Origin of the sequence: Candidatus Poriferisodalis sp. (assembly GCF_965219595.1) — a bacterium.
Taxonomy (GTDB): Bacteria; Actinomycetota; Acidimicrobiia; order Acidimicrobiales; family Poriferisodalaceae; genus Poriferisodalis.
In genome coordinates this window covers 1,957,265-1,978,497 of record NZ_OZ244781.1, presented here as the reverse complement: position 1 = coordinate 1,978,497, position 21,233 = coordinate 1,957,265, and the positions used below count along the sequence as shown (strand labels likewise).

The following is a 21,233-nucleotide window of genomic DNA, read 5'->3' as shown; positions in this document are numbered from 1 at the left end:
CCCCGGCGGGAGCCATCGGGGCCGTTTAGTCCCAAGCCGGTGGATTTTCCCCCGAAGCTAGGAGGGTTGGTCAGTGTTGCTCATGGGGCAGGAACCCTAGAGCTGCCGGACACGAAGCGCGGGCCGCAAATTCGTCCTGTCATCGAGAGTGCCGTGCAGCTGGAGTGTCCAGCGAAATTGCGGTCTGCCACGAGCCGCTGCTCACTACATTCACGGGTCATGCAGGACGGCACGCGACCGGCGGCACCTGGGGGCGCTCGATCGATTCGCTTCGCTGTGCAGCGCCGTGCTGTCGACGTGTCTGTTGAAGCCGAGTCACGCTGCTGAACGGGCAGGGCGGAAGATGGTTGAGCACATTCGCCGGAGGGTCTTCGTCTCGTCGGTGATGCGGGGCAGGTATGGCGAGTTGCGCCGAGCAGCGCGAGACGCGATCGAAGCCCTGCAGCACGAAGCGGTGGTCGTCGGATTGACCGTGCCGGCGCAGGACGCTCCGTCCCAGCGAGCCTGTCTCGATGCCGTTGCCGAGTGCGACATCGTGATCTTCCTGTTGGGCAGAGAATACGGGTACGTCGATGGCGAAAAATCGGCGACCCACCAGGAATGGGACAAGGCAAGAGAACTCTGCAAAGCAGTCATCGTGTTCAAAGAAGACATGGAGAGTGCTGACATCGAGCCCCCGCAGCAGAGGTTCATCGACGAAGTCGAGGACTTCCGAACTGGAAGGCACTGGGCACGATTTCGCACGCCCGAGGACGTGCTTCGCGAGGTTGTCACAGCGCTGTCTCATCACGCGACCACATCATCCGCGCCAGAGTCGCCGAGCGTCTTGGAGTCCCTGCCCCCTTCGTGTCGAGAGCACATCGAAGTTGTTCGATCATCCAATCCGACGCTCGCTCAGCAGCTCCTGAGCTTGGTTGGGTCTCCTTCAGCGAGGCAGCCGGGTGTGATCGCGCGCATGATCGACGAGCCTCCGGATTGGCTGCAAGCAGCTGACTATGCAGCTTGGGAAGTGCTGGCAAAGTTCGTTGATGCCTACGACCTCGTGGGAGGCGATGCGGCACGAGAACGTGCCCTCGAACTCGGATCGCCAAACGCCGTAGTCATTAGGGCAGAACTGGCCGGCACCCAGTTCGATTCAGAAGATCTGGACTCTGCGCGTCAGATTGCTGCTTCGATGCCCGCGGACCACCCTCTGACGGTCGCTTTGCACTCCATGTTCGACGACGAACCCGAGGCGGTCGTCGATCAGATGCAGACCACTCGTCTGCATCTATCCGAGGACCGAGAGATGGCGCTTCAAGCGATCATGATGCTCCGGTGGTCCTATTTCAAATTGGAGCAGTTTGACGCGGCGCGCCAGATGCTGCGACGCGCCAATGAACGCTTCGCCGGACGCGCATCGCTCGTATTCCACCAAGGAATCGCCACGCTCGCTCTCATAGAGCAACGAGGCATCGACTCTGCCGGGAGTGACGAGCTGTTCAATTCGGTCCTGGCTGAGATGCTCCGGGCGCGGGACATGTTTCGCGAGTGGAACGGTCCGTCACCGAAACCTGTGGCATTGGCGATGCAAGCGGCACTTGCGATGGGCGACCCTGATCGAGCTGTAGCACTCGGCACTTCAGCGCCTGATGGTGAGGCAACAGAGAAGGAGTCGAGCTTCGGCGATGTTCAGCTGATGCTCGCACATGCATGTCTGATGCTTGGGGAAACTGACCGAATCGACACCTTGAACTTCGAAGCAGTCGAGCATCAAGACCTCGTGTACCTGCGTGCCATGCAGGCACACGCCGTCGGCGACGAGGCGGCACCTCAGCGAATGAGGATTGCCGTAAGTGAAGCCGAAGACGAGCCCGCCCTCAAGCGTGCACTTCTGGGACTTGCTCTCTGCGGTGAAACAGACGAAACACGAGCAGCTTCGCTGCCCCAACCAGATGTCGCACTCCTTCGAGCAGTCGCTGCAGGCTCCCGTCAAGAGTTCGAGCAAGCGATGGAGCACTTAGCTCCGTTTCGCCTGAGCACTGTGCTACATGCAGATTGCTATGCGCGAGCGCAAATGTCGTCCGATGATGCTGATGGTGCCGCGAGTACCCTTCTCGATGCCGCAGAAAACCTGAACGCTGACTCGCTGCGCGTCAACGCAACAGAATGCCTAGTAGACGCTGGACAGCTAAGCGACGCCGAACAACTCGCCCAAGAACTCTTGGCACGAGTCTCCGCCAGCCGGGAACGCCGTCATCTGAAACGTCTCTTGGTCCACATTGCGGAAAGGCAGTCCGATTGGATGACCGCCGAAGCCCGAGCGCGTGCTCTGTACGATGAGTTTCCGGATGACGCCGACGCGCCGTGGGCCATCGTCTATGCGTTACATCGACAAGTGCTGAACAGAAAGGCATGGGCTTTCCGGGTCAGCCATGATCTTGTGCCGTCTAACGGAAGCCAAGCGAGTCTGTCCATCGCAGTTACCGGCGGCGCTGGCATGTTGCGCGAAGAGCAAGACGAAGTCCTGAAGTTGGGCGAACGGTTCCGCGACTCTGAGGACGCAACCGGCACAGCGCTGCTCGCATTGTGGGAGCTGGGATCTGATACCCAACCCAGCGAGAAACAGCAGCGACGAATACAGGCTCTGCTGGAAGACCACATTACCCGTTTTCCCGACAGCTCATTGGTGCAGCAACGTGCTTTCCAAGGACTGGACGATATGGCAGAACAGATGACGGAATCTGCTCGGCGGCGCGCTGTGATGTTGCTCGAACTCGGGTTGATAGTTAGGCACGCAGCGGGGTCCTACGGGCAGTTGGCGCGCGGCCTCGGCGAGTCATATGCATACGTGTTGTTGAATTGCGCAGCGGGTGGTATGGCAGCCATCCCGATCGATCTTCAAGAACGGCAACAAGAGCTTGTTGTCGCACACGGGGCGTTGCGTAGCGCCGTAGCCGTGGATACAAGCGCTATCGTTCTCAACTTCTGGGCGAACAGTGACTTCGCGCGACTTGCCGAGGCATTCGAGGCCGTCTTGTTGGCGGAGGACTTGCTCTTCGATGGGCGCGTTGCACTGCAAAGAGCGCGACTCTCGCCAACAGGCTCGTTTATCTACGATGTCGGTTCTGGTCAGCGCTTCATACAAGAATACAACGACGACGACCGAGCTGCGATGCGCGAAAGTCCGGCACAGCTGCTCGAATTGATGGAAGCATGCCAAAATGCCCACAGTGTCTCGATTCGCCTCACCGGAGACGCGTCTGAGATCGACCATGGGCACTGGGACGCGGCAGTTCGCGTAGCCCAATCGCGCAATATTCCGCTATGGTGCGACGACTTGGCGTTGCGTCGGTTTGCGCGCGAGAATGGTGTCGTCGCGTTCGGAACATGGGCACTGTACGAAGCACTCATGTCTTCGGCCGAATGGGCTTGGCTCCCCGACATCAGAGAGTTTCAAATGGCGCTGCTGGGCGCACAAGTATCCGATGTACCCGTGTTGCTTTCCGAACTAGTCAAGCAAGCTCGCGACGACCCGGACTTAGATATCGGCATCGCGGCTTTGCTGCGGCGTCCCTATGAATGGATGCTTAACGCCTCAAACACGATGGCCTGGTTCCTGCACCGCGTGACATACCTGTCGGAACACGAGAATGGCAAGAGCATCCCGAACCTGCTCTATAGCGCATGCACAGGCAAAGCGCTCACGGGTGAAGATGACGACCGACTAGCAGTAGTGAGCGAAATGCTCGCGACCACTATCAGCGTCATCGGCGAGTCCGCCGACACACGAGGGCTAGTTCTCGCAGCGCGTTACGCAATGAACGAACTCACCTTGGGCGACGGACCTGACCCACTCCCGTCAGCGATGAAGCACCTACTGTCAATCGATGGCGAAGATTAATCCCACGGGCACTGTCGGAACGAGCTTCGCCTTGATCTCTTCCCCAGAGACTACCCGGACATGTAGACCGTTGACTCGTGATCTGGATACCCGCTGAGATGGCGATGCTCGCACCTGGACTGCAGCAGTCTGACTAGCGGCCTCAACTTTGGCCGACGAACCGACAGACTCCGTTACGGACATAGAATGGACTGTCGCCTGTCCTAGGCGGGGCGAAATCTCAACATTCGGCGCCATTCGTCTACCAGCATCGGCAATCTTTCGAGGACTTCACGTCCAAATAGAACTTCGTCGACGTAACCCATATGGAGGGCGTCGATCAGTCGGCACAAGTACGATCTACCAGATAGCCACCATGTTCGGTGCGAATCCACGAACAGATAGTGCAGCACTCTCGCTTCGTGCGATTCGGCAAGGTTCTTGAGTTCCATACCGTCGAGCAGCGTTTCGTAGATGCCGCCGGCAACTCGGCTTCCGAACGTCGTCGTGTAGTAGTACTCCTTGATCTCCCAGATGGCGACAGGGTTGATGGCTGAGGGGCAGGCTCCGTCAACGCGTCGGGCCAAGGTTCGCAGCAATCCAGATTCGTCGGTGAGTTTCGTCAGCTGCTTCGGATCGTAATCGCAGTCCTCGCCTTCGAGTGCAGACTCGATCAGCATATTGATGAGGCCGGTGAAATATGCAGGTGCCTTTTTCGCGCCTCGCTGCTTGTTCATCGGCAGTGGGCATCTGGGCTGTAGTTCTGCGCGCTTCGCCTCAAACATGCGACGTGCTTCATCTACATCCATTAGTGAAGGACGTACGACAGAGTTCAGGACATTCGCGCGATGCTGGAAGTAGGACAGCAGCGTTTCCCCAAAGTCAGTTAAGCCGGTACTGCCTCGCACGCGTCCCGGTGGGATGCCCAGATCTGCAATTGTCTCGTCAAGATCCTGGACAGTTGGAGCCTTCACCATCGACTGGCCGCGAATTGAGTAGCCCTTGGCTTCCCCTACTGCCCGCACGTATGCCCAGAATGACTCGGGTTGGCCTTGGTAGCGCGCGTCGGGTTGCACAACTAGTACGTCAGCAGCAGACGATCCGTGATTACTTCTCGCTCAAGAGACTGTCCTGCCATCTGGAAGCGCTTGAGCATCGAACGGCCACAGTTCACAGGCACTTCGCGCGCGAATAACCCGGAGGGAAAATCGAATTCTATGACATTGCGTCCGGAGCTCTTGCTTCCATCGATGCTCAGAGCGACATACACATCACGGCGCTTACAATCTTCGATGGCACCAATGAGATCAGCAAGATTGAATGCTTGTGCACCGTAGAGAATCCTCTGCGTATCGGAGTACGGAGGATCACAATAAACTAAATCGCCAGGCGCGGTAAGCGCCATAGTAGTCCTAAAGTCAAGATGTCTGAACCGAGTGCCTGACGTACGCTCTGACCAGATGGTAACGCGACGCGAGAATGACTCAGGACTGATTGGCGAATGAACGCCGCAGGGGGTCGACATATAGCCGTCCCGTCTGAACCGGATCACGCCACCATAACATGCCCTACTTAAGAACAACAGATCGGCAGCGTTAGGACACGAGTTATATGACGCTCGTACTTCTTCGTAGGCACTCTTCTTGCCGATGACCTGCATCCGTTCCCACCGTTCCCGGTACCACTCACGAAGAGTGTCGGGGCGGTTGTGTAGCATCATGAATATGCCGATGAGAGGTTCGTAGGCATCAGCAGCTACCGCCCGTTCAGGCGCCAACGTCGCTAGTACGGCGCCGCTGCCAAGAAACGGCTCAAAATACGTGCCGAAGCCAGTCGGAAAATAGTCAATGATCTCGTGCGCAAACCGCTGCTTGTTGCCAATCCACTTCAGTAGCTGCGTCTTGAACGGTGCCACAGACGGTCGTTGCTCGTCAGATGCAAGGAGCGACAGCTGTGACACGGAGCGAGCATAACCCTGCGGCTCCTCGCGGCACCGTCATTTCCGCGGGTCAGGGCACGCGCAGATGCCTGCCAGGACGCCGCTTGGCCCGCCGGGTCAGCTGCCCGGAGTTGAGTCTTTCGCGCTGCACGGTTCTCACGTGCTGTCACCGACGATCTCCGCTAGCGGAACCGCGCCTTCGCGCAAGACAATCGGCTCGGGGCCGGTGACGTCGATCACGGTGGAAGCCACGCCGCCGGGAGCGACGCCTGCGATCACCGCGGCGGCCGGTGTCGCAAGGCCGGTGGCCGCTGTCGCGGCATCAGCGGGGGTCTCGGCACCGTGTCGGTTCGCGCTGGTGCCCGTGACCGGCCCGACATCGTCGATGAGCCAACGCAGCCAGCCCAGCGCGGGTGCGCGCACGCCCAGCGTTTCGCGGCCGTGCAGCGGGTCGGGACCGCCCCGGCGTTTCGCGACCAGCGTCAGGCCGCCGGGCCAGTGCTGCTGGGCCAGCGCGCGGGCAGCCGCGCTCAGCTCTACCAGCTCATCGGCCTGTGCCAGCCCCGAGACCAGGATCGGCATCGGTTCGGTGCGAGGACGCTCCTTGGCTTCGCATACCCGGGCCACAGCTTCGGTGTCGGCGTAGCGAGCCATGATCCCGCAGAGGGTGTCCGTGGGCACGACCACAAACCCGCCCTCGCGCAGCCATTCGACGGCGGCGTTCAGCTCGAGCGCATCGGGCTCAGACTGCGGGCGCGACGCAACCAGCACTCGATCGGAGCCGGCCAGGTCCCGCTCGATTCGCACGCTTTCGTAGCCGCGGGCGATGGCCATGGCGGTGGCCGCCGGTGCCTGCGTCGCCCCGATTTCCAGCACCAGCAGGCCGCCCGGCGCCAGCCAGCCGCGGGCATCCCGGAGAATCGTGCGGAGCGCGCTCAGCCCGTCAGTCCCGGCATACAACGCCTCGTGCGGTTCCCAGTCGTCGATCTCAGGAGCCAGCACATCGCCGTCGGCCACGTACGGCGGGTTGGACACCACGAGATCGAGCCGTCCGCGCAGCGGCCCTGCGACGCGGCCGTCTGTGTGCGGATCCTGGACGCCCCCCAGTGCGTCGAACCAATCTCCGTGATGGAGCGAGACGCGACTCGCCGCACTTCCCAAGCCGGCCAGGTTGGCTGCGGCCAGCGCCAGCGCGTCGGCGGAGCTGTCGGTGGCGAACACCCGGGCGTCGGGGACCTCGTGCGCTATCGACATGGCGATCGCGCCGCAGCCCGTGCCGAGATCGGCCACGTTCAATCCGATGGGATGCCGATGCCGGGCTGTCTCATTGAGCCAGTCGATCGCGAAGCCCGCAACCACCTCGGTTTCGGGGCGAGGAATGAGCGCCCGCCGGTCGGTTGCCAGGTCGAGCTCTCGGAATCCCCAGCTGCCGAGCACGTACTGCAGCGGCTCGCCCGCCACCCGACGCGTGGCCATGGCGTCGGCGTGCGCCACCATCCGCACGGTCATCGGAGTCTGCGGTGCCAGTGCAACCTCGGCGGCACTGGTACCGCTGGCCTCCGCCGCGATGCGGCGCGCGCTCACTTCGGGCTCGAGCATGCCGGCTGCTGCGAACTGCTCGCGCAGCCCCCGGTACAGATCGCCCAGCGTCAGCCCGTCCTTTGAGGACATAGTCGAGCCGGGTCGGCTCACCCGCCGCCGTCGGCGACCGCAGCGGCGAGCTGCTCGGCGCGCTCCGCGCTCGCGAGGGCGTCGATGATCTCGTCCAACTCGCCGGCGAGCACCCGATCGAGCTTGTAGATCGTGAGCCCGACACGATGGTCGGTGACGCGGTTCTCCTTGAAGTTGTAGGTGCGGATCTTCTCGGATCGGCCGCCGCCGCGGACCTGGTCGCGCTTGTGAGCCGCAACCTCGGCAGCGTGCGCCTCCTGCTGCAGCTGCAGGAGGCGGGCCCGCAGCACACGCATTGCCTTGGCCCGGTTCTGCAGCTGGCTCTTCTCGTCCTGCATCGACACCACGACCCCGGTGGGCTTGTGAGTGATCCGCACCGCCGAGTCAGTCGTGTTCACCGACTGGCCGCCCGGCCCCGACGAGCGAAACGTGTCGATGACCAGATCGTTCGGATCGATCTCGATGTCGACCTCCTCGGCTTCGGGCAGCACGCTGACGGTCGCGGATGACGTGTGGACGCGGCCTTGGGACTCGGTGACCGGCACGCGCTGCACCCTGTGCGGCCCTCCTTCGTGCTTCAGCGAGCGCCAGACATCAGGGCCGCGCACAGCAAAGGCCACATTCGTGAACCCGCCCATGTCGCTGTCCTGGCTGCCCAGCAGCTCCAGCGACCAGCCGGACTGCGCCGACGCATACGCCCGGTACATCTCGAAGAGATCGCGTGCCCAGATGTTGGCTTCTTCGCCCCCCTCGGCACCTTGGATCTCCACGATGACATCGCGCTTGTCGTTCGGGTCCTGCGGCAGCAGCAGCACCTTGAGTCGCTCGTCGAGCTCAGCTTCCCGCGCAGTCGCCGCCTCCAGCATCTCGGCGGCTTCGACCGCGTCGTCGCCGTCGCTGGCATCGAAGAGGTCCTTGGCGGCCGTCGCATCAGCTTGGGCTTGGCCGGCCTCGTGAGCCACATCGATGATCTCGCCGATGCGCGCGAGCCGTCGGCCGAGATCGGCGAACTGCGAACGATCGCCGGATGCCGCACCCTCGCCCAGCTTCCGTTCGAGTTCGGCTCGCTCGGCTTCCAGCGCGTCCAGCCGCAGGGATTCCAAGGCGCCCGACACGCGTTCAGGCTAACTGGGGGGTTTCAGGCCGGATCAGGCACCCGCGGTGGACAGCGTGCGCCATTCGTCGTCGATCTCGATGATCTCGGCAGGACTGTCCAGCCTGGCCGCCATGGCTCTGATGACCTCGTGGGCGTCGCGTCGCGGCAGGGCCACAGTCAGCTCGGCATCGGGGTCGAGGAAGAGCCGTGCGTCTGCAGCGAATGGCACCACGTCGAGGTCGATGCCGACGCAGACGACCACGATCAGGCGGCGGCCGTCGGGCGTCAGGCCGTAGGCCACCGCCGGAGCCGGGTCCTTCGGGCCCCCTCGGGGCACTGGCGACGACGCCGCCCGCAGGCGGCCCGCGTCGACAAGTTCTGGCTGGCGGATGAGCAGAGAGCGCAGCCAGCGGGCGGCACCCATCCGGTTGAGCGGATGCGGCGATGCGCCTGGCGAGCGGTGAGTTCGCACGACCTCGGCGACCCGGCCGATGGCCTCGGCGGTGGGCTCGTCTGCGTGCAGCAGCGCGAAGGCCTCCCGGTCATGCGCACCGACGCCGACCTCGATCTGCCACGCAGTCGCAGGTTCGTAGTCGTCGTCAGGGTCGATGCCGCCGCTGCCCTCACCGGCGCCGCTGGCTTCGCCAACCGGCGCAGCGGGGACGATGCGGGCCACTTCGAGACCCTCCACCTCACCGGTGATGACGCCGTGCTCGACCGCAATCTCGACACCGGCGCTGGCGAGCAGCGACACGAGCTCAGGCACGCGCGGCGGGGCCGGCTCGGTCGGTCTCGGCAACGACTCAGCAGGCACCGCAGTGTCGCCGCGGATCTGCCACACCACGGGCGGCTGGGAGAAGCAGGCTGCCCGCCTCGCCAGCAGGCCGCTGTGATCGTCGGCGAAGACATGCGCAGCGTCGCACCCGCTGCGAATTGCCAATGCCAGCGCTCCACCGAGCGCACGTTCCGGGCGCTCCTGCGCGAGGCACACCACCGCAGGCTCAGCACCGCCGGCTACAGCGAGCGCGCCGTCGTCGGTACCTGAGACTTCGGCCAACTCCACATCAAGCACGTTGCGGGCCAACGCTCGCAGCTTGGCCGCGTGCAGAGCCCGGATGCGATCGGCGTCAAGTGTCATCGCGGCTGCCGGCCGTCACGAGTCGTGCCTGACCGTTCGCGACGCTCGCCGCGCACTGGGGCCGCGTGGTGGCCCGACGGCGTCAGCTCCGCCGCTTGCGCTGGCCGTAGCGGCGCTCGAAGCGTTCCACCCGGCCCGCCGTGTCCACGATCTTCATCTGGCCGGTGAAGAAGGGATGACTGGCGCTGGACAGCTCGACGTTGGCCAGCGGGTACGTGTTGCCGTCTGTCCACTCGATCGTGTCGCTGGTCTCGATCGTGGACTGCGTCAGGAAGGCAAAATCGGCGCTGGCATCGCGGAAGACCACGGGCCGGTAGTTCGGATGGATGTCGCTCTTCATCGTGATTCCTGATTCGAAGGCTCTTGGCTCATCAGCCTAAGGATTCTTGGCCGTTGCGACGAGTTGCTCAGCGGTGGTCGCCGAGGCTGAAGCTGCGGTCGCCGTCGAGGGCAACCTCGCCGGCGTCCAGCTCAGCGATCCCCGGCAGGCCCTCGCCGAACGCGATCTCCAGATTCGCAGCCTCTCGCAGGCGGGCCGCCACGAGGTCATCGACCTGGTTGCCCGTCGAAGTACGCGCTGTCGCCACCATCGTGATGGAACCTGCGTCTTCCAGGTTGCGGGCGCCGCCGAAGAATCTCAGCGTCGAGGTGATGGCCGTACCCACGGCGTCGGCCGGTTGGTGCCGCCCGTTCCCGCCGGCGGCGTAAGCACGTGCGAGCCGCGTCAAGCCGTCGAAGAGGATGACCACGTCGGCACCGGCCTCTGCCATGCGCTTCGTGCGCTCCAGCGTGAGCTCGGCCACCGCAAGGTGCTCCTCGGGAGGCCGATCGAAGGTCGATGCCAGAACCTCGCCGGACGTCTCGAGCCGGCGCGTCATGTCGGTGACGTCCTCGGGCCGCTCCGCGATGAGCAGGACGATCAGGTGAATGTCGGGATGCTGATCGCCGACCGCAGCGGCCATGGCGGCGATCACCGGAGATGCCGAGCGCGTCCCGCTCGCCGTCAGCAGCCCGCGGGATCCCAACCCGATCAGCGAGAGACGGTCGATGGCTGCCAGGGCGCCGGCGCCCTGCTCGCCGGCCAGCGGCAACGCGTCGGTGGGCAACACCGGCGTGAGGTCGTCGAACAGCGGTCGTTCAGGTTGCTCGGGCGGCGGCTCGCCATTGAGCGTGTCGAGGCGCAGCAGCGCAGGGTTGCGCTCGCTGCGGGCGGCCGGGCGGCTGACACCGGTGATCCGGTCGCCGCGGCGCAGGTCGTACTGGCGCACCTGGCGGGCTGCGACGTAGACATCGTCGGCCGACGGCAGCGGGCCGTTCGTGCGCAGGAAGCCGTAGCCCTCGTCGCGCAGGTCGAGCAGGCCGTCGCAGTGAACGGTCTCGCCGACGATCTGCGTGTCGTCGCGCCCCCGACCTCGCCGGCGGCTCCGTCGGTTGCCTTCCTCGGCTACCGGAGCATCGGGCGCGGCCGCCCCGGCGTCGGCTGCTTCGCCAGCTTCCCCCTCCGCTTCGGCGGCACTTTCGGTTGACGCACCTGGGTCGTTCGCCTCGGCTGGCTGTTCTGCAGGGGCGTCATCACCGGTTGCAGGTGCGGCGTCGGCTGGCGGTGCTGGCGTACGGGTGCGCTTGGTGACTGCCGGAGCCTTGGACACGGGCTCGGCTTCAGCAGAGCCGTCACCGGTTTCCTCACCGGTGCCCGCCTCGCCGTCGGGGGCCAAGATCGCGCCGATGATGGTGTTCTTGCGGGCGCGGGGGTTGACCTCGACGCCGAGTGCTGCGGCGATCTGCAGCAGCTCGTCTCGCTCCTTGGATTCCAGCAAGGCACGATCCGGCATGTCTGACATTGCTTCCTCGCAAGCTCCAGCCTGCTCTCGCTGCGCCCGGCGGGTCAGCGAAGTAAGTCTGTGTTTGCTGTGACAGGCCTTGTCGCCCGACCCAGCGATCCGGTCCCGCGACGCCCGAGCGAACCCTGCACTAGGGAACCGTCGATCGGCGCCGACGCTACCGCCACCCAGCCGACGCCACTACTGCACAGCCGACCTGACGAAATCGCGGAGCGTGGCGAGGTCGTTCGGAAGCGCGGTGACGTGCTCGTCCCGGTTTGCAAGGCTCGCCAACGGCGGGGGGAGCTCGGGTTGGCGACCGGTGGCCTCGAGTACTGCTTCGCCGAACTTGGCGGGGTGCGCGGTGGACATCACGGCGATCGGTGTGGTCCAGCCGCCAGCGGGAGCATCTCGACGCGCGACGGTCAGTGCTACCGCCGTGTGGGGATCGATGAGGCGACCGTCGGCTTCGTTCACTGCCGCGATGGTGGCCGTGACCTCGCCTTCGGTAGCTGAACCCGCATCGAAGCCTGCACGCAGGCCTGCTAGCACGTCCTGCGTCAGTGCGAGCGAGTCCTCGGTCCGGAATCGGGCCATGTCGGCTGCCAGTACGGCACCTCGGCGGCCGTTCAGCTCGAACAGCAGCCGCTCGAAGTTGCTGGACACCTGGATGTCCATCGCAGGGCTGGTGGAGGGGCGGACCTCGGTGATGACCATCTCGCCGGTGCGGTGGGTGCGGGCCAGGATGTCGTTGTGGTTGGTGGCTACCACGAGCCGGTCGATGGGCAGACCCATGCGCCGGGCCACATCGCCTGCGAGCACGTTGCCGAAGTTGCCGGTCGGCACGCAGAACGAGACGGCCCGCCCAGGCGCGCCGAGTCTGACTGCAGTCGTCACGTAGTAGACGGTCTGCGCCGCGACACGAGCCCAGTTGATGCTGTTCACCGCGCCCAATCGCATCTGCTCGCGGAACGGCCGGTCGGCAAACAGCGCTTTCACCAAGTCCTGGCAGTCGTCGAACGTGCCGTCGATGGCCACGTTGTGGATGTTCGGGCTGTCCGCCGTGGTCATCTGGCGTCGCTGGATCTCGGTGACCCGGCCAGCCGGGTGCAGCATCACCAACTCGATGCCCGCCCGGTCCCGACACGCCTCGATGGCGGCCGAACCGGTGTCTCCCGAGGTGGCTCCCACGACGGTCATGAAACTGCTGCGCCGGGCCAGCTCGTGCTCGAAGAGGCGGCCCAGCAGCTGCAGGGCGACGTCCTTGAACGACAGCGTCGGCCCCCAGAACAGCTCCACCAGGTGCTCGCCGGCCGCCAGCGCGCTGAGAGGAACAACATCGGGGTGCGCGAACGTCGAGTAGGCGTCTTGCACCAGTGGCGCCAGATCATCGACGCTCAGCGACGGCGCCACGAACGGTGCCAACACCCGTGTCGCCACCTCGTGGTACTCAAGCCCGGCAAATTCCCGCAGCTCGCCCACGCTGAGCACAGGGAACTCGCGAGGCACGTACAGCCCGCCGTCGGCGGCCAAGCCTTCGAGCAGCACATTGCCGAATTCGAGGACCGGGGCGTCACCCCGCGTGCTCACGTAGCGCATGGTCGCCTCGGCAGATCCCGGCAGTTACTCGCCGATCACGCGTATCGCGTTGCCGATACGCCGCACCGCGTCGAGCTCGCGCACATCCCGCAGCGTGGAGGCCACATCGGCTTCGCGGGCGCGGTGGGTGATGAATTCCAGGTGAGCGATGTCGTCGGCCGCTCCGGCCCGGGTGGTCTGCTCAACCGAGCGGATCGACACTCCGTGCTCACCGAACACACCGGCCACCGCGGCGAGTACGCCTGGCTTGTCGGTGACATCGAATTGCAGGTGGTAGGCGGTGTAGGTCTCGTCAATTGGGCGCAGCCGCGCAGCGCTCAACGGGCCGAACCCGTCGCACACTCCCCGGCGGAGATTCTGCGACACGGTGATGAGGTCGCCCAGCATGGCGCTGGCTGTGGGGAACCCGCCTGCGCCGCGCCCATACAGCATCAGGTCCTCGACAGCCTCACCCTCCAGAAACACCGCGTTGAAGGCATCGCGCACCGAGGCCAGTGGGTGGTCGACCGGCACCATCGCCGGGTGTACCCGTACCGCGATCTCGCCGTTCTGACGCTCGGCCACGGCAAGCAGCTTGATGACATGGCCCATGCGGGCGGCTGCTGCGATGTCGCCCTTGCCGATGCCGCTGATGCCCTCCTGGTAGACGTCGCCGGCCACCACCTTGGCGCCGAACGCCGTCATGGCCAGGATCGCCGCCTTGGCGCCCGCATCGAAGCCCTCCACGTCAGCGGTCGGATCGGCCTCGGCATAGCCCAGCCGCTGCGCCTCGCCCAGCACGTCGGCGTAGTCGGCCCCGTCCTCGGTCATGCGGGTGAGGATGTAGTTGGTGGTGCCGTTCACGATGCCCATCACGCGGGTGATGCGTTCGCCGATGAGCGAGTTGCGCAGCACGCCGATGAGCGGGATGCCGCCGGCGACAGCCGCCTCGAATGCCAGGTCGACGCCGTTGGCAGCAGCCAGGGCGAACAGCTCCTCGCCGACATTGGCGATGAGCTCCTTGTTGGCCGTCACGACCGGCTTGCCTGCACCGAGCGCGGCGCTGACCAAGTGCCGGGCGGGCTCGATGCCGCCCATTGCCTCAACGACGACGTCCACATCGTCGGCCGCCACCAGCGACTCGCTGTCGCGGGTCAGCACGCCGTCGGGCAGCTCCACCGAGCGCTCGGCGCTGAGATTGCGGACCGCGACCCGGCCGACTTCGAAGTCCAATCCAGTGCGGCTCGTCAGATGCGCAGCGTCGCGCCGCAGGATCGCAACGAGCGCGGCACCGACGTTTCCGCAACCCAGGATGCCGACGCGCAGCGGCCGCGGCCCGCTCGCATGAGCGGCAGAGGACGGCGCAGGCTCGACAGCAGCTTCAGGCACGGCCGAAACGGTACCGCCAGCACACCCGCACCCCCGCAGCGTTTTCTGCGACGCTCATCCCGACGCCGATGCGCGAGACCGCCGAATCTCAGCGAACGTCGAGGGCGAGCATGTCGTCGACGGATTCGCGGCGGATGACGAGCCGGGCGTCGCCGCCGCCCACGAACACGACTGCCGGGCGACCGATGCGGTTGTAGGGCGCGCCCATCGAATAGCCGTAGGCCCCGGTCACCGGCGTGGCAACGAGATCGCCCGGGGCGAGTCCCGCCGGCATCGGGGCAGAGCGCACGATTACATCGCCCGACTCGCAGTGCTTGCCCACCAGCCGCACTCGATCGGGACGGGGCTCGCCCGCACGAGCGGGCATGAATGCGGTGTAGTCGCTGCCGTACAGCATCGGGCGCGGGTTGTCGCCATAGCCGCCGTCGACGGCGACATAGGTCCGCACGCCCGGCACCTCCTTGATGCTGCCCGCCGTGTAGAGCGTCACGGCGGCCGCTGCGGCAATGGCTCTCCCCGGCTCGGCAACGAGCCGTGCTCCAAGGCCGTGCTGTCGAGCGAGCGCAGCCCACCTGCTCGACAGGACATCTCCCCATTCGGTGATCGTGGGCGCCTGCTCCGATTCGACGTACGCGACGCCGAGTCCGCCGCCGATCGACAGCTCCTCGAGGCGGCCGGCGGCCGGACCGGCTTCGCCGAACAGCGGTGCTGCGAACTCGGCGACGACGTCGAGCGCCCTCGCCAAGCTCTCCACGCGGAACACCTGGCTGCCGATGTGGCAATGGATGCCCACGAGCTCGATGGACGACATCGCAGCCGCACGTTCAACGGCAGCTATCGCGACGCCCTGGCCGATGCCGAAGCCGAACTTGGAATCGGCCTGCCCGGTCGAGATGTACTCGTGTGTCTCGGCCCGGACACCCGGAGTGACCCGCAGCAGGACCCGCGGTACTGCCCCATCGGCACGGTGCAGCTCGTCGAGACGGTCCAGCTCGGCGAAGGAGTCGACCACGATGCGGCCCACGCCTGCTTCGCGAGCCATTGCCAGCTCGGCGACCGATTTGTTGTTGCCGTGCAGCACGACGCGCTGCGCCACGTCATCGTCGAACGCTCGCAATACCGTCTGCAGCTCTCCGCCGCTGGCTACGTCGATGTCCATGCCCTCGGAGATCGCGAGCCGAGCCATGGCGGCGCAGAGGAACGCCTTGGCGGCATAGGCCGCTCCCCCGTCGAAGGCCCCCACGGCCTCGCGGCAGCGGGCGCGCAAGTGTGCTTCGTCGTACACGAACAGCGGCGTGCCGAATTCGGCAGCGAGGTCGACGAGGTCGCACCCACCGATGTGCAGGTGGCCCTGCCCGGACACGCGAGCTGTGTCGGGGAGCAGGCGCAACGGGATCGGACCGCTGGGATCATCACCCGGCACCTCGCCTTCAGCGGCTGCCGCGCTGTGCGGCTCAGTAGTCATCGCCGGACCGTCGCTTCCCGCTCACATTGCCTCGGGCGCGTCCACGCCGAGCAAGTGGAGGCCGATCGCCAAGCCGATGCGCGTGCCCTCGGTGAGGCAGAGCCGGGCGTCTCGCACCTCAGGCGGGATCTGGCTGTGCAGGATCGGGCAGTCGTGGTAGAAGCCGTGGAACGCAGCCGCCAAGTCGCGCACCCAGGTCGTCACCTTGTGCGGCGCGCGCTCTCGCAATGCGATCTCCACAACCGACGGCAGCACTTCGAGCGCCCGCAAGAGCGCCAATTCCCGGTCGCCGCTGAGCGGTGAGAGATCCGTGCCTTGCGGCGGCACGGAAGCAACGCCGTCCGCTTCAGCGCGGCGGGCGACCGATGCGATGCGGGCGTGCGCGTATTGCACGTAGAAGACCGGATTCTCCGCAGCCTGCGCCGACAGCAGGTCGATGTCGATGGTCTGACGCGAGTCAATCGACTGCAGCAGGAACGCGAAGCGTGCTACGTCGGGACCCACCGCGTCGATGAGCTCGCGCACCTCGACCATCGTGCCGGTGCGCTTGGACAGCTCGATGACCTTGCCGTCGCGCATGAGGGTCACGTTCTGGCCGACGATGGCCTCATAGGACTCGGGCGCGTGCCCGAGCATCTGCATGGCTGCCGCGATGCGCGGCACATAGCCATGGTGATCGGCGCCCAGCACGTCGATGACGCGATCACCGCGGCCGAACTTGGCGTGGTGGTAAGCGATGTCGGGCACGAAGTACGTGGGCTCGCCGTCACTGCGACGCAAGACCCGGTCCTTGGCATCGTCGAACTCGCTGGTCGCGAGCCAGACGGCGCCGTCCTGTTCGTACACCCGCCCCGCATCGCGAAGCCGCTCGATCACATCGTCCATGGCGCCCGAATCCACGAGCGATGCCTCGCTCTGCCAACGGTCGAAGCCCACGTTCATGGCCGCCAGCGACTCTGCGACGTCGCGCAACGCCCGTTCGCGACCCCACGATGCCGCGAAGGCGGTGCCACCCCGGGCCTCAACTACGGCCAGAGGACCTGCATCGCCAACAGCGGAGTTGGCCTCAAGCTCGACGGCCAACTCGTTCGCCCACTCAATGACGTACTCGCCGCGATAGCCGTCGTCGGGCACCGGTTCGCCGGCCAAGCGAGCCGCCAGCGACCGTCCGAACAGTTCCATCTGCGCGCCGCGGTCGTTGACGTAGTACTCGGTGACGGTGGCATAGCCGCAGCGGCGGAACAGGCGGGCGAGGCTGTCGCCGAATGCGCCCCAGCGGCCCCCGCCAGCGTGCAGCGGGCCGGTGGGATTGGCAGAAACGAACTCCAGATTGACGGTCTGTCCGCTGCCACTGTCGCTGCACGCGTACCCGTCGACTCCCTCGAGCAAGACCTCGGCCAGTACCTCGTGCAGCCACGACGGCGCCAGGTGCAGGTTCACGAATCCGGGACCGGCCACCTCGGTTCGTTCGAGATGCGGCAAGCCGGCACCGTCGAGCTCCGCGGCGAGTTGCTGGGCCAGCTCGCGAGGCGGCAACCCCGCTCCCTTCGCGCTCACCAACGCGGCGTTTGTGGACCAGTCGCCGTGATCGGTGCGAGCCGGACGTTCGAGGCCGATGCGCGACGGATCAGCGTCGACGCCGAGGCGCGTCAACGCTGTCGAGATAGCGCCAGCCAGCACTGCTTCCATCACCACAGCTCCGTCACCGAAGCGAACCTATCCCTGCCGGGTGCCGAACCTCGGGACAATTTTGGGCGCCGGCCTCGGCCTCGTCGCCGGAGTGGGGCGCGACGGCGGTCGGTAGCTTGACCGGGCGGTGGGCCTGGGCAACTGTCCGGGCGTTCAGCCCTCGTAGCTCAGGGGATAGAGCAGTGGCCTCCGGAGCCATGTGCGCAGGTTCGAATCCTGCCGAGGGCGCTGCGCCGGCACCATGCCGGCTGTGGGCGCTCAACCCGTGGCGGACCAGCCAGTGAGCTCGGTGCGCTGGATGACGATGGCGGCGCCGACGGGCGGCTCGGCGGCGTACTGCGGGTAGCGCTTGCACAACAGCTCGATCGCATACCGGTGCTGCGCGCCCTCGGTGTGCACCGCAGCGCGCCCTCGCAGGCGCACCCACCACAGGCGCTCCCAGTCTGTGTCGTCGTAGTGCTCGATCAGCATCGTGACCTCGGGGAAGCGCCGAACGTTGTCGAGCCGCTTGAGGTCCATGGTCGTCTTGGGCTTGTGGTCGACCGCTGTCACCACCACATCGTCCTCGAACGCGTAGGTGCATGGCACCAGGTCGACGCGACCGTCGGACCGGATCGTCGCGAGGGTCGCCACCCGTCCCTGCTCAAGGAGCTCCAGCAGTTCAGCCTCTGTCACGGCGCGCCACCCTAGAGCCCTGAACAGCGGTTTCAGCGCTCCGCGGGCCTAGGCCGATCGTGTCGCCCTGCGAGGTCGTCGCTGTTCGTTCTCGAGACGCCTGCCGTAGTCTGGCGACATGGCAATGACCGGGGAAACGACCGAGGCCCCTCCTGCATCCAACGGGGCGCCGCAGCGCTGGACCTTCCAGTGGAAGGAGCTGTACGACGAGGTCATCACCACCGGGCTGTGCACCGGATGTGCCGGCTGCGTGATCTCCTGCCCGCACGATGTCATCGGCTACGAGCACGTGCAGGGCGGGTTCACGCCATTCCACCTCGAAGAGGAACTCGGTCTCGAAGACTGCGGCCACGGCCAGAAGGGCTGTACGAGCTGCACCCGTGCCTGCCCTCGCTTCCGTACATGGGAGGACGAGGCCGACGACTTCATGTTCGGCCGCCACCGCACCGTCGACGAGCCATCGGGTGTATTCAAGGACATCATCCTGACCAGGGCGTCCGACGACTTCGTCCACGAGATCGGTCAGGACGGCGGGCTGGTGTCGGCGATCCTCATCTGGGCGCTCGACCATGGCTATATCGACGCCGCCCTCACGTCGTACGTCGGCGAGGGCGAGGGCAACCAGTGGACCGCCTCGCCGGGCGTGGCCTTCAACCGCGACGACGTGCTGCGCGGTGCGGGCAGCCGCTACACGTACTCAGCCAACACGCTCGCCTACGACGAGGCAATGGAGGCCGGCGCACAGAAGATCGCGCTGGTCGGCATGAGCTGCCAGAGCTCGATCGTGCCGGTCGCCAAGTCGCGCAAGGTCGGCAAGGTCGGCAACCGCTTCGTGCTGAACATCGGCTTGCTGTGCTCGAAGTCGTTCGACGAAGCCATCTTCGAGGAGTTGTTCGAGCAGAAGTACGGCCTCGACCGCCACCGGATCCGCAAGACCAACATCAAGGGCGTCTTCCAGATCTGGACCCACGACGGCGGCTACTACGAGATCAACCTCAAGGAGTGCCACGCCTGGACCCGCGAAGGCTGCAACCACTGTCCCGACTTCGCCGCCGAGCACGCCGATATCTCCACCGGCGGCATCGGCAAGTACAGCGACTGGACCCTCACGATCGTCCGCACCGACATCGGCCGCGAGATCATCATGAAGATGCTTGCCGACGGCTCGCTGATCGGACGGCCCGGCGACGAAGATCCGGGCGCCATCGCGCTCATGCACAAGCTCAGCGAGAAGTCGCGGGTTCGCTGGCCGAAGTTCGCGTGGGAGAAGCCGGCGCTGCTGCCCGAGCCGACGAAGAAATAGCGACGAAGACAGTCGCGGCTGCCGTATAGCATTTCGCGCAGAGGCCAGCCTCACCGGGCTACGGCAGACACCTTGCAATGGGTGGTGAGCCCGAGAGGCTGGCCCTGTCGTGACAGTAGGCACGCTGCGTCAGATGAGGCCTATGAATTTCTCGGCCGCGGATTGCTAGAGGCAGAGGTTCAGGAAATCGACGATGCCGGGCTGAATCTCGTTGCTCGCGAGGAATTCGGTCAGCCGGTGAGCCGGGATGACGTCCTGAGCACGGGCCAGCGAGCAGGCGCACAGGCTCCTCAACCGGTCTGAACCGGCAGAGCATGCGTCCAGGTACGTCTGCCGCTGAACATCGGACCATCCGGGAGGCGGCCCGGCCTCACGGCAGTCCACCAACGCTCCCGCCAGTTCAGGAGAGAACTCCAGGGCACCCGACATGCGGTCCTCGAACACTTCGAGATCGATGACCGTCAGGCTGCCCTCCATGCGGTCGGCCGCACAGTGACAGGGCCCGACGAGACCGGCATCGGCCACACACGCATCCATGAAGGCGATGAGCGGTTCGATCGCGAGCAACCCCGGTGCGCCATCGACGGAGACGGTCGGCCGAGCAAGCGTGCCCGGATTGCCGAACCCCGCGTCAGCATCAGCGGAGCCGGCGCCAGTGGTCGCTGGCTCCACCTCAATCACGGTGGCTGAGCACGCCAACATGCTCGCCGATGCCAGCAGGGCGGCCGCCAGACGCGCACCCCGCTTCAGGTGGGGCCGCATCGATTCAGCCAGGCGGGAGGTTCGCCAGCCGGCGCGCATCGAGCAGCACCGTATCGGCCATGTCGGCGGTGAGACGGCCAGTGAAGGTGTTCTGCTGACTGGGATGGAACGAGCAGATGATGCGGGAGATGCCGCCGAGCGGCGCAGGCTCGGCTGACCCATCGGCGGCGGGCACCTCTGCGATCGCACCGTGGCCGAAGCGGGGTCGCGGCCGCACCCCGCCGATCGTGCACAGCACGCCGTAGGCAAACGCGCCCAGGGCAACCGCGATGCGAGCGTTGACCAGCAGCGCCAGCTCGCGCTCGAGGAATGGACGGCAGGTGTCCCGCTCGGCGGTAGTGGGCTTGTTGGCCGGCGGCGCGCAGCGCACCGCCGCGGTGATGTAGGCGTCGCGCAGCGCAAGCCCGTCGCCGGCGCGCACCGACGTCGGCTGGTTGGCGAAGCCGCAGCGGTGCAGCGCCGCGTAGAGGAAGTCTCCCGAGCGATCGCCGGTGAACATCCGGCCCGTGCGGTTCGCGCCATGTGCAGCCGGCGCCAAGCCGACAAGCACGACCGCTGCGGCAGGGTCGCCGAAGCCAGGCACGCCGCGGCCCCAGTAATCCTCGTCGGCAAATGCGGCCCGCTTGTCGACGGCGGTCTGCTCGCGCCAGGTCACGAGCCGATCGCAGCGCCTGCATGCCACGACCTCGTCGTTGAGCAAGCGCAAGGCCGCGATGCCGGGGCTTGCCCGCTCTTGTTCGCTGCGCTCACCGGCCACTCGGGCCACGGCGTCGCCATGCGGCTCCGCCTCTTGGACATCGCCGGGCTGGCTCGGTGGGGCGCTCACCCTGCGAGTGTGCCAGGCAA

16 protein-coding genes and 1 tRNA gene are annotated in these 21,233 nt (G+C 65.8%); 3 read left to right on the top strand and 14 right to left on the bottom strand.

From position 1 onward, the window contains the following. Positions 1-343 precede the first annotated feature (343 nt). Positions 344-3,883 (top strand): DUF4062 domain-containing protein, encoded by a 3,540-nt coding sequence (locus ACOQPE_RS08820; RefSeq protein ID WP_420608555.1) that lies wholly within the window; start codon positions 344-346, stop codon positions 3,881-3,883. Positions 3,884-4,086: 203 nt separating this feature from the next. Here the strand turns inward: ACOQPE_RS08820 and ACOQPE_RS08815 are convergent, their stop codons facing one another. From ACOQPE_RS08815 to argS, 11 genes are all read right to left on the bottom strand, one after another. Next, complete coding sequence (locus tag ACOQPE_RS08815; RefSeq protein WP_420608554.1) at positions 4,087-4,938, bottom strand: DUF7687 domain-containing protein; 852 nt, start codon at positions 4,936-4,938, stop codon at positions 4,087-4,089. A gap of 2 nt (positions 4,939-4,940) precedes the next feature. Then, on the bottom strand, positions 4,941-5,822 hold the full coding sequence (locus ACOQPE_RS08810; protein WP_420608553.1) for a DNA adenine methylase: 882 nt from the start codon (positions 5,820-5,822) through the stop codon (positions 4,941-4,943). A 135-nt stretch (positions 5,823-5,957) separates the two neighbouring features. Next, positions 5,958-7,472 (bottom strand): peptide chain release factor N(5)-glutamine methyltransferase, encoded by a 1,515-nt coding sequence (prmC, locus tag ACOQPE_RS08805; protein ID WP_420608552.1) that lies wholly within the window; start codon positions 7,470-7,472, stop codon positions 5,958-5,960. A 17-nt stretch (positions 7,473-7,489) separates the two neighbouring features. After that, positions 7,490-8,575 (bottom strand): peptide chain release factor 1, encoded by a 1,086-nt coding sequence (gene prfA / locus ACOQPE_RS08800; protein WP_419917386.1) that lies wholly within the window; start codon positions 8,573-8,575, stop codon positions 7,490-7,492. 45 nt (positions 8,576-8,620) lie between these two features. Continuing rightward, the gene (locus tag ACOQPE_RS08795) at positions 8,621-9,706 is read right to left on the bottom strand and encodes a hypothetical protein (RefSeq protein ID WP_420608551.1); all 1,086 of its coding nucleotides are present in this window, start codon (positions 9,704-9,706) and stop codon (positions 8,621-8,623) included. An 82-nt stretch (positions 9,707-9,788) separates the two neighbouring features. After that, the gene (locus ACOQPE_RS08790; protein ID WP_323671809.1) at positions 9,789-10,046 is read right to left on the bottom strand and encodes a type B 50S ribosomal protein L31; all 258 of its coding nucleotides are present in this window, start codon (positions 10,044-10,046) and stop codon (positions 9,789-9,791) included. Positions 10,047-10,113: 67 nt separating this feature from the next. Further along, entirely contained in the window at positions 10,114-11,547 is a 1,434-nt protein-coding gene (locus tag ACOQPE_RS08785; protein ID WP_420608550.1) for a hypothetical protein, read from the bottom strand. Between the two features lie 180 nt (positions 11,548-11,727). After that, complete coding sequence (gene thrC / locus ACOQPE_RS08780) at positions 11,728-13,125, bottom strand: threonine synthase (RefSeq protein ID WP_420608549.1); 1,398 nt, start codon at positions 13,123-13,125, stop codon at positions 11,728-11,730. Between the two features lie 24 nt (positions 13,126-13,149). After that, a complete protein-coding gene (locus ACOQPE_RS08775; protein ID WP_420608548.1) occupies positions 13,150-14,493 on the bottom strand; it encodes a homoserine dehydrogenase in 1,344 nt (447 codons plus the stop codon). An 88-nt stretch (positions 14,494-14,581) separates the two neighbouring features. After that, complete coding sequence (gene lysA / locus ACOQPE_RS08770) at positions 14,582-15,958, bottom strand: diaminopimelate decarboxylase (protein WP_420608547.1); 1,377 nt, start codon at positions 15,956-15,958, stop codon at positions 14,582-14,584. 21 nt (positions 15,959-15,979) lie between these two features. Further along, complete coding sequence (argS, locus tag ACOQPE_RS08765) at positions 15,980-17,647, bottom strand: arginine--tRNA ligase (RefSeq protein ID WP_420608546.1); 1,668 nt, start codon at positions 17,645-17,647, stop codon at positions 15,980-15,982. 156 nt (positions 17,648-17,803) lie between these two features. On the opposite strand from argS, the gene ACOQPE_RS08760 reads away from it, so the two are divergent. Then, positions 17,804-17,875 (top strand) — tRNA-Arg (locus tag ACOQPE_RS08760). Positions 17,876-17,905: 30 nt separating this feature from the next. On the opposite strand, the gene ACOQPE_RS08755 is transcribed toward ACOQPE_RS08760, so the two are convergent. Beyond that, a complete protein-coding gene (locus ACOQPE_RS08755; RefSeq protein WP_420608545.1) occupies positions 17,906-18,322 on the bottom strand; it encodes a TIGR03668 family PPOX class F420-dependent oxidoreductase in 417 nt (138 codons plus the stop codon). A gap of 118 nt (positions 18,323-18,440) precedes the next feature. Here ACOQPE_RS08755 and ACOQPE_RS08750 point away from each other — a divergent pair, with 118 nt between their 5' ends. Beyond that, positions 18,441-19,625 carry a Coenzyme F420 hydrogenase/dehydrogenase, beta subunit C-terminal domain gene (locus tag ACOQPE_RS08750; RefSeq protein WP_420608544.1) on the top strand — a complete coding sequence of 395 codons (1,185 nt, stop codon included), beginning with the start codon at positions 18,441-18,443 and terminating at the stop codon, positions 19,623-19,625. A gap of 165 nt (positions 19,626-19,790) precedes the next feature. On the opposite strand, the gene ACOQPE_RS08745 is transcribed toward ACOQPE_RS08750, so the two are convergent. Next, a complete protein-coding gene (locus ACOQPE_RS08745) occupies positions 19,791-20,297 on the bottom strand; it encodes a hypothetical protein (RefSeq protein ID WP_420608543.1) in 507 nt (168 codons plus the stop codon). Between the two features lie 94 nt (positions 20,298-20,391). Continuing rightward, positions 20,392-21,213 carry a uracil-DNA glycosylase gene (locus ACOQPE_RS08740; RefSeq protein WP_420608542.1) on the bottom strand — a complete coding sequence of 274 codons (822 nt, stop codon included), beginning with the start codon at positions 21,211-21,213 and terminating at the stop codon, positions 20,392-20,394. Positions 21,214-21,233 lie beyond the last annotated feature (20 nt).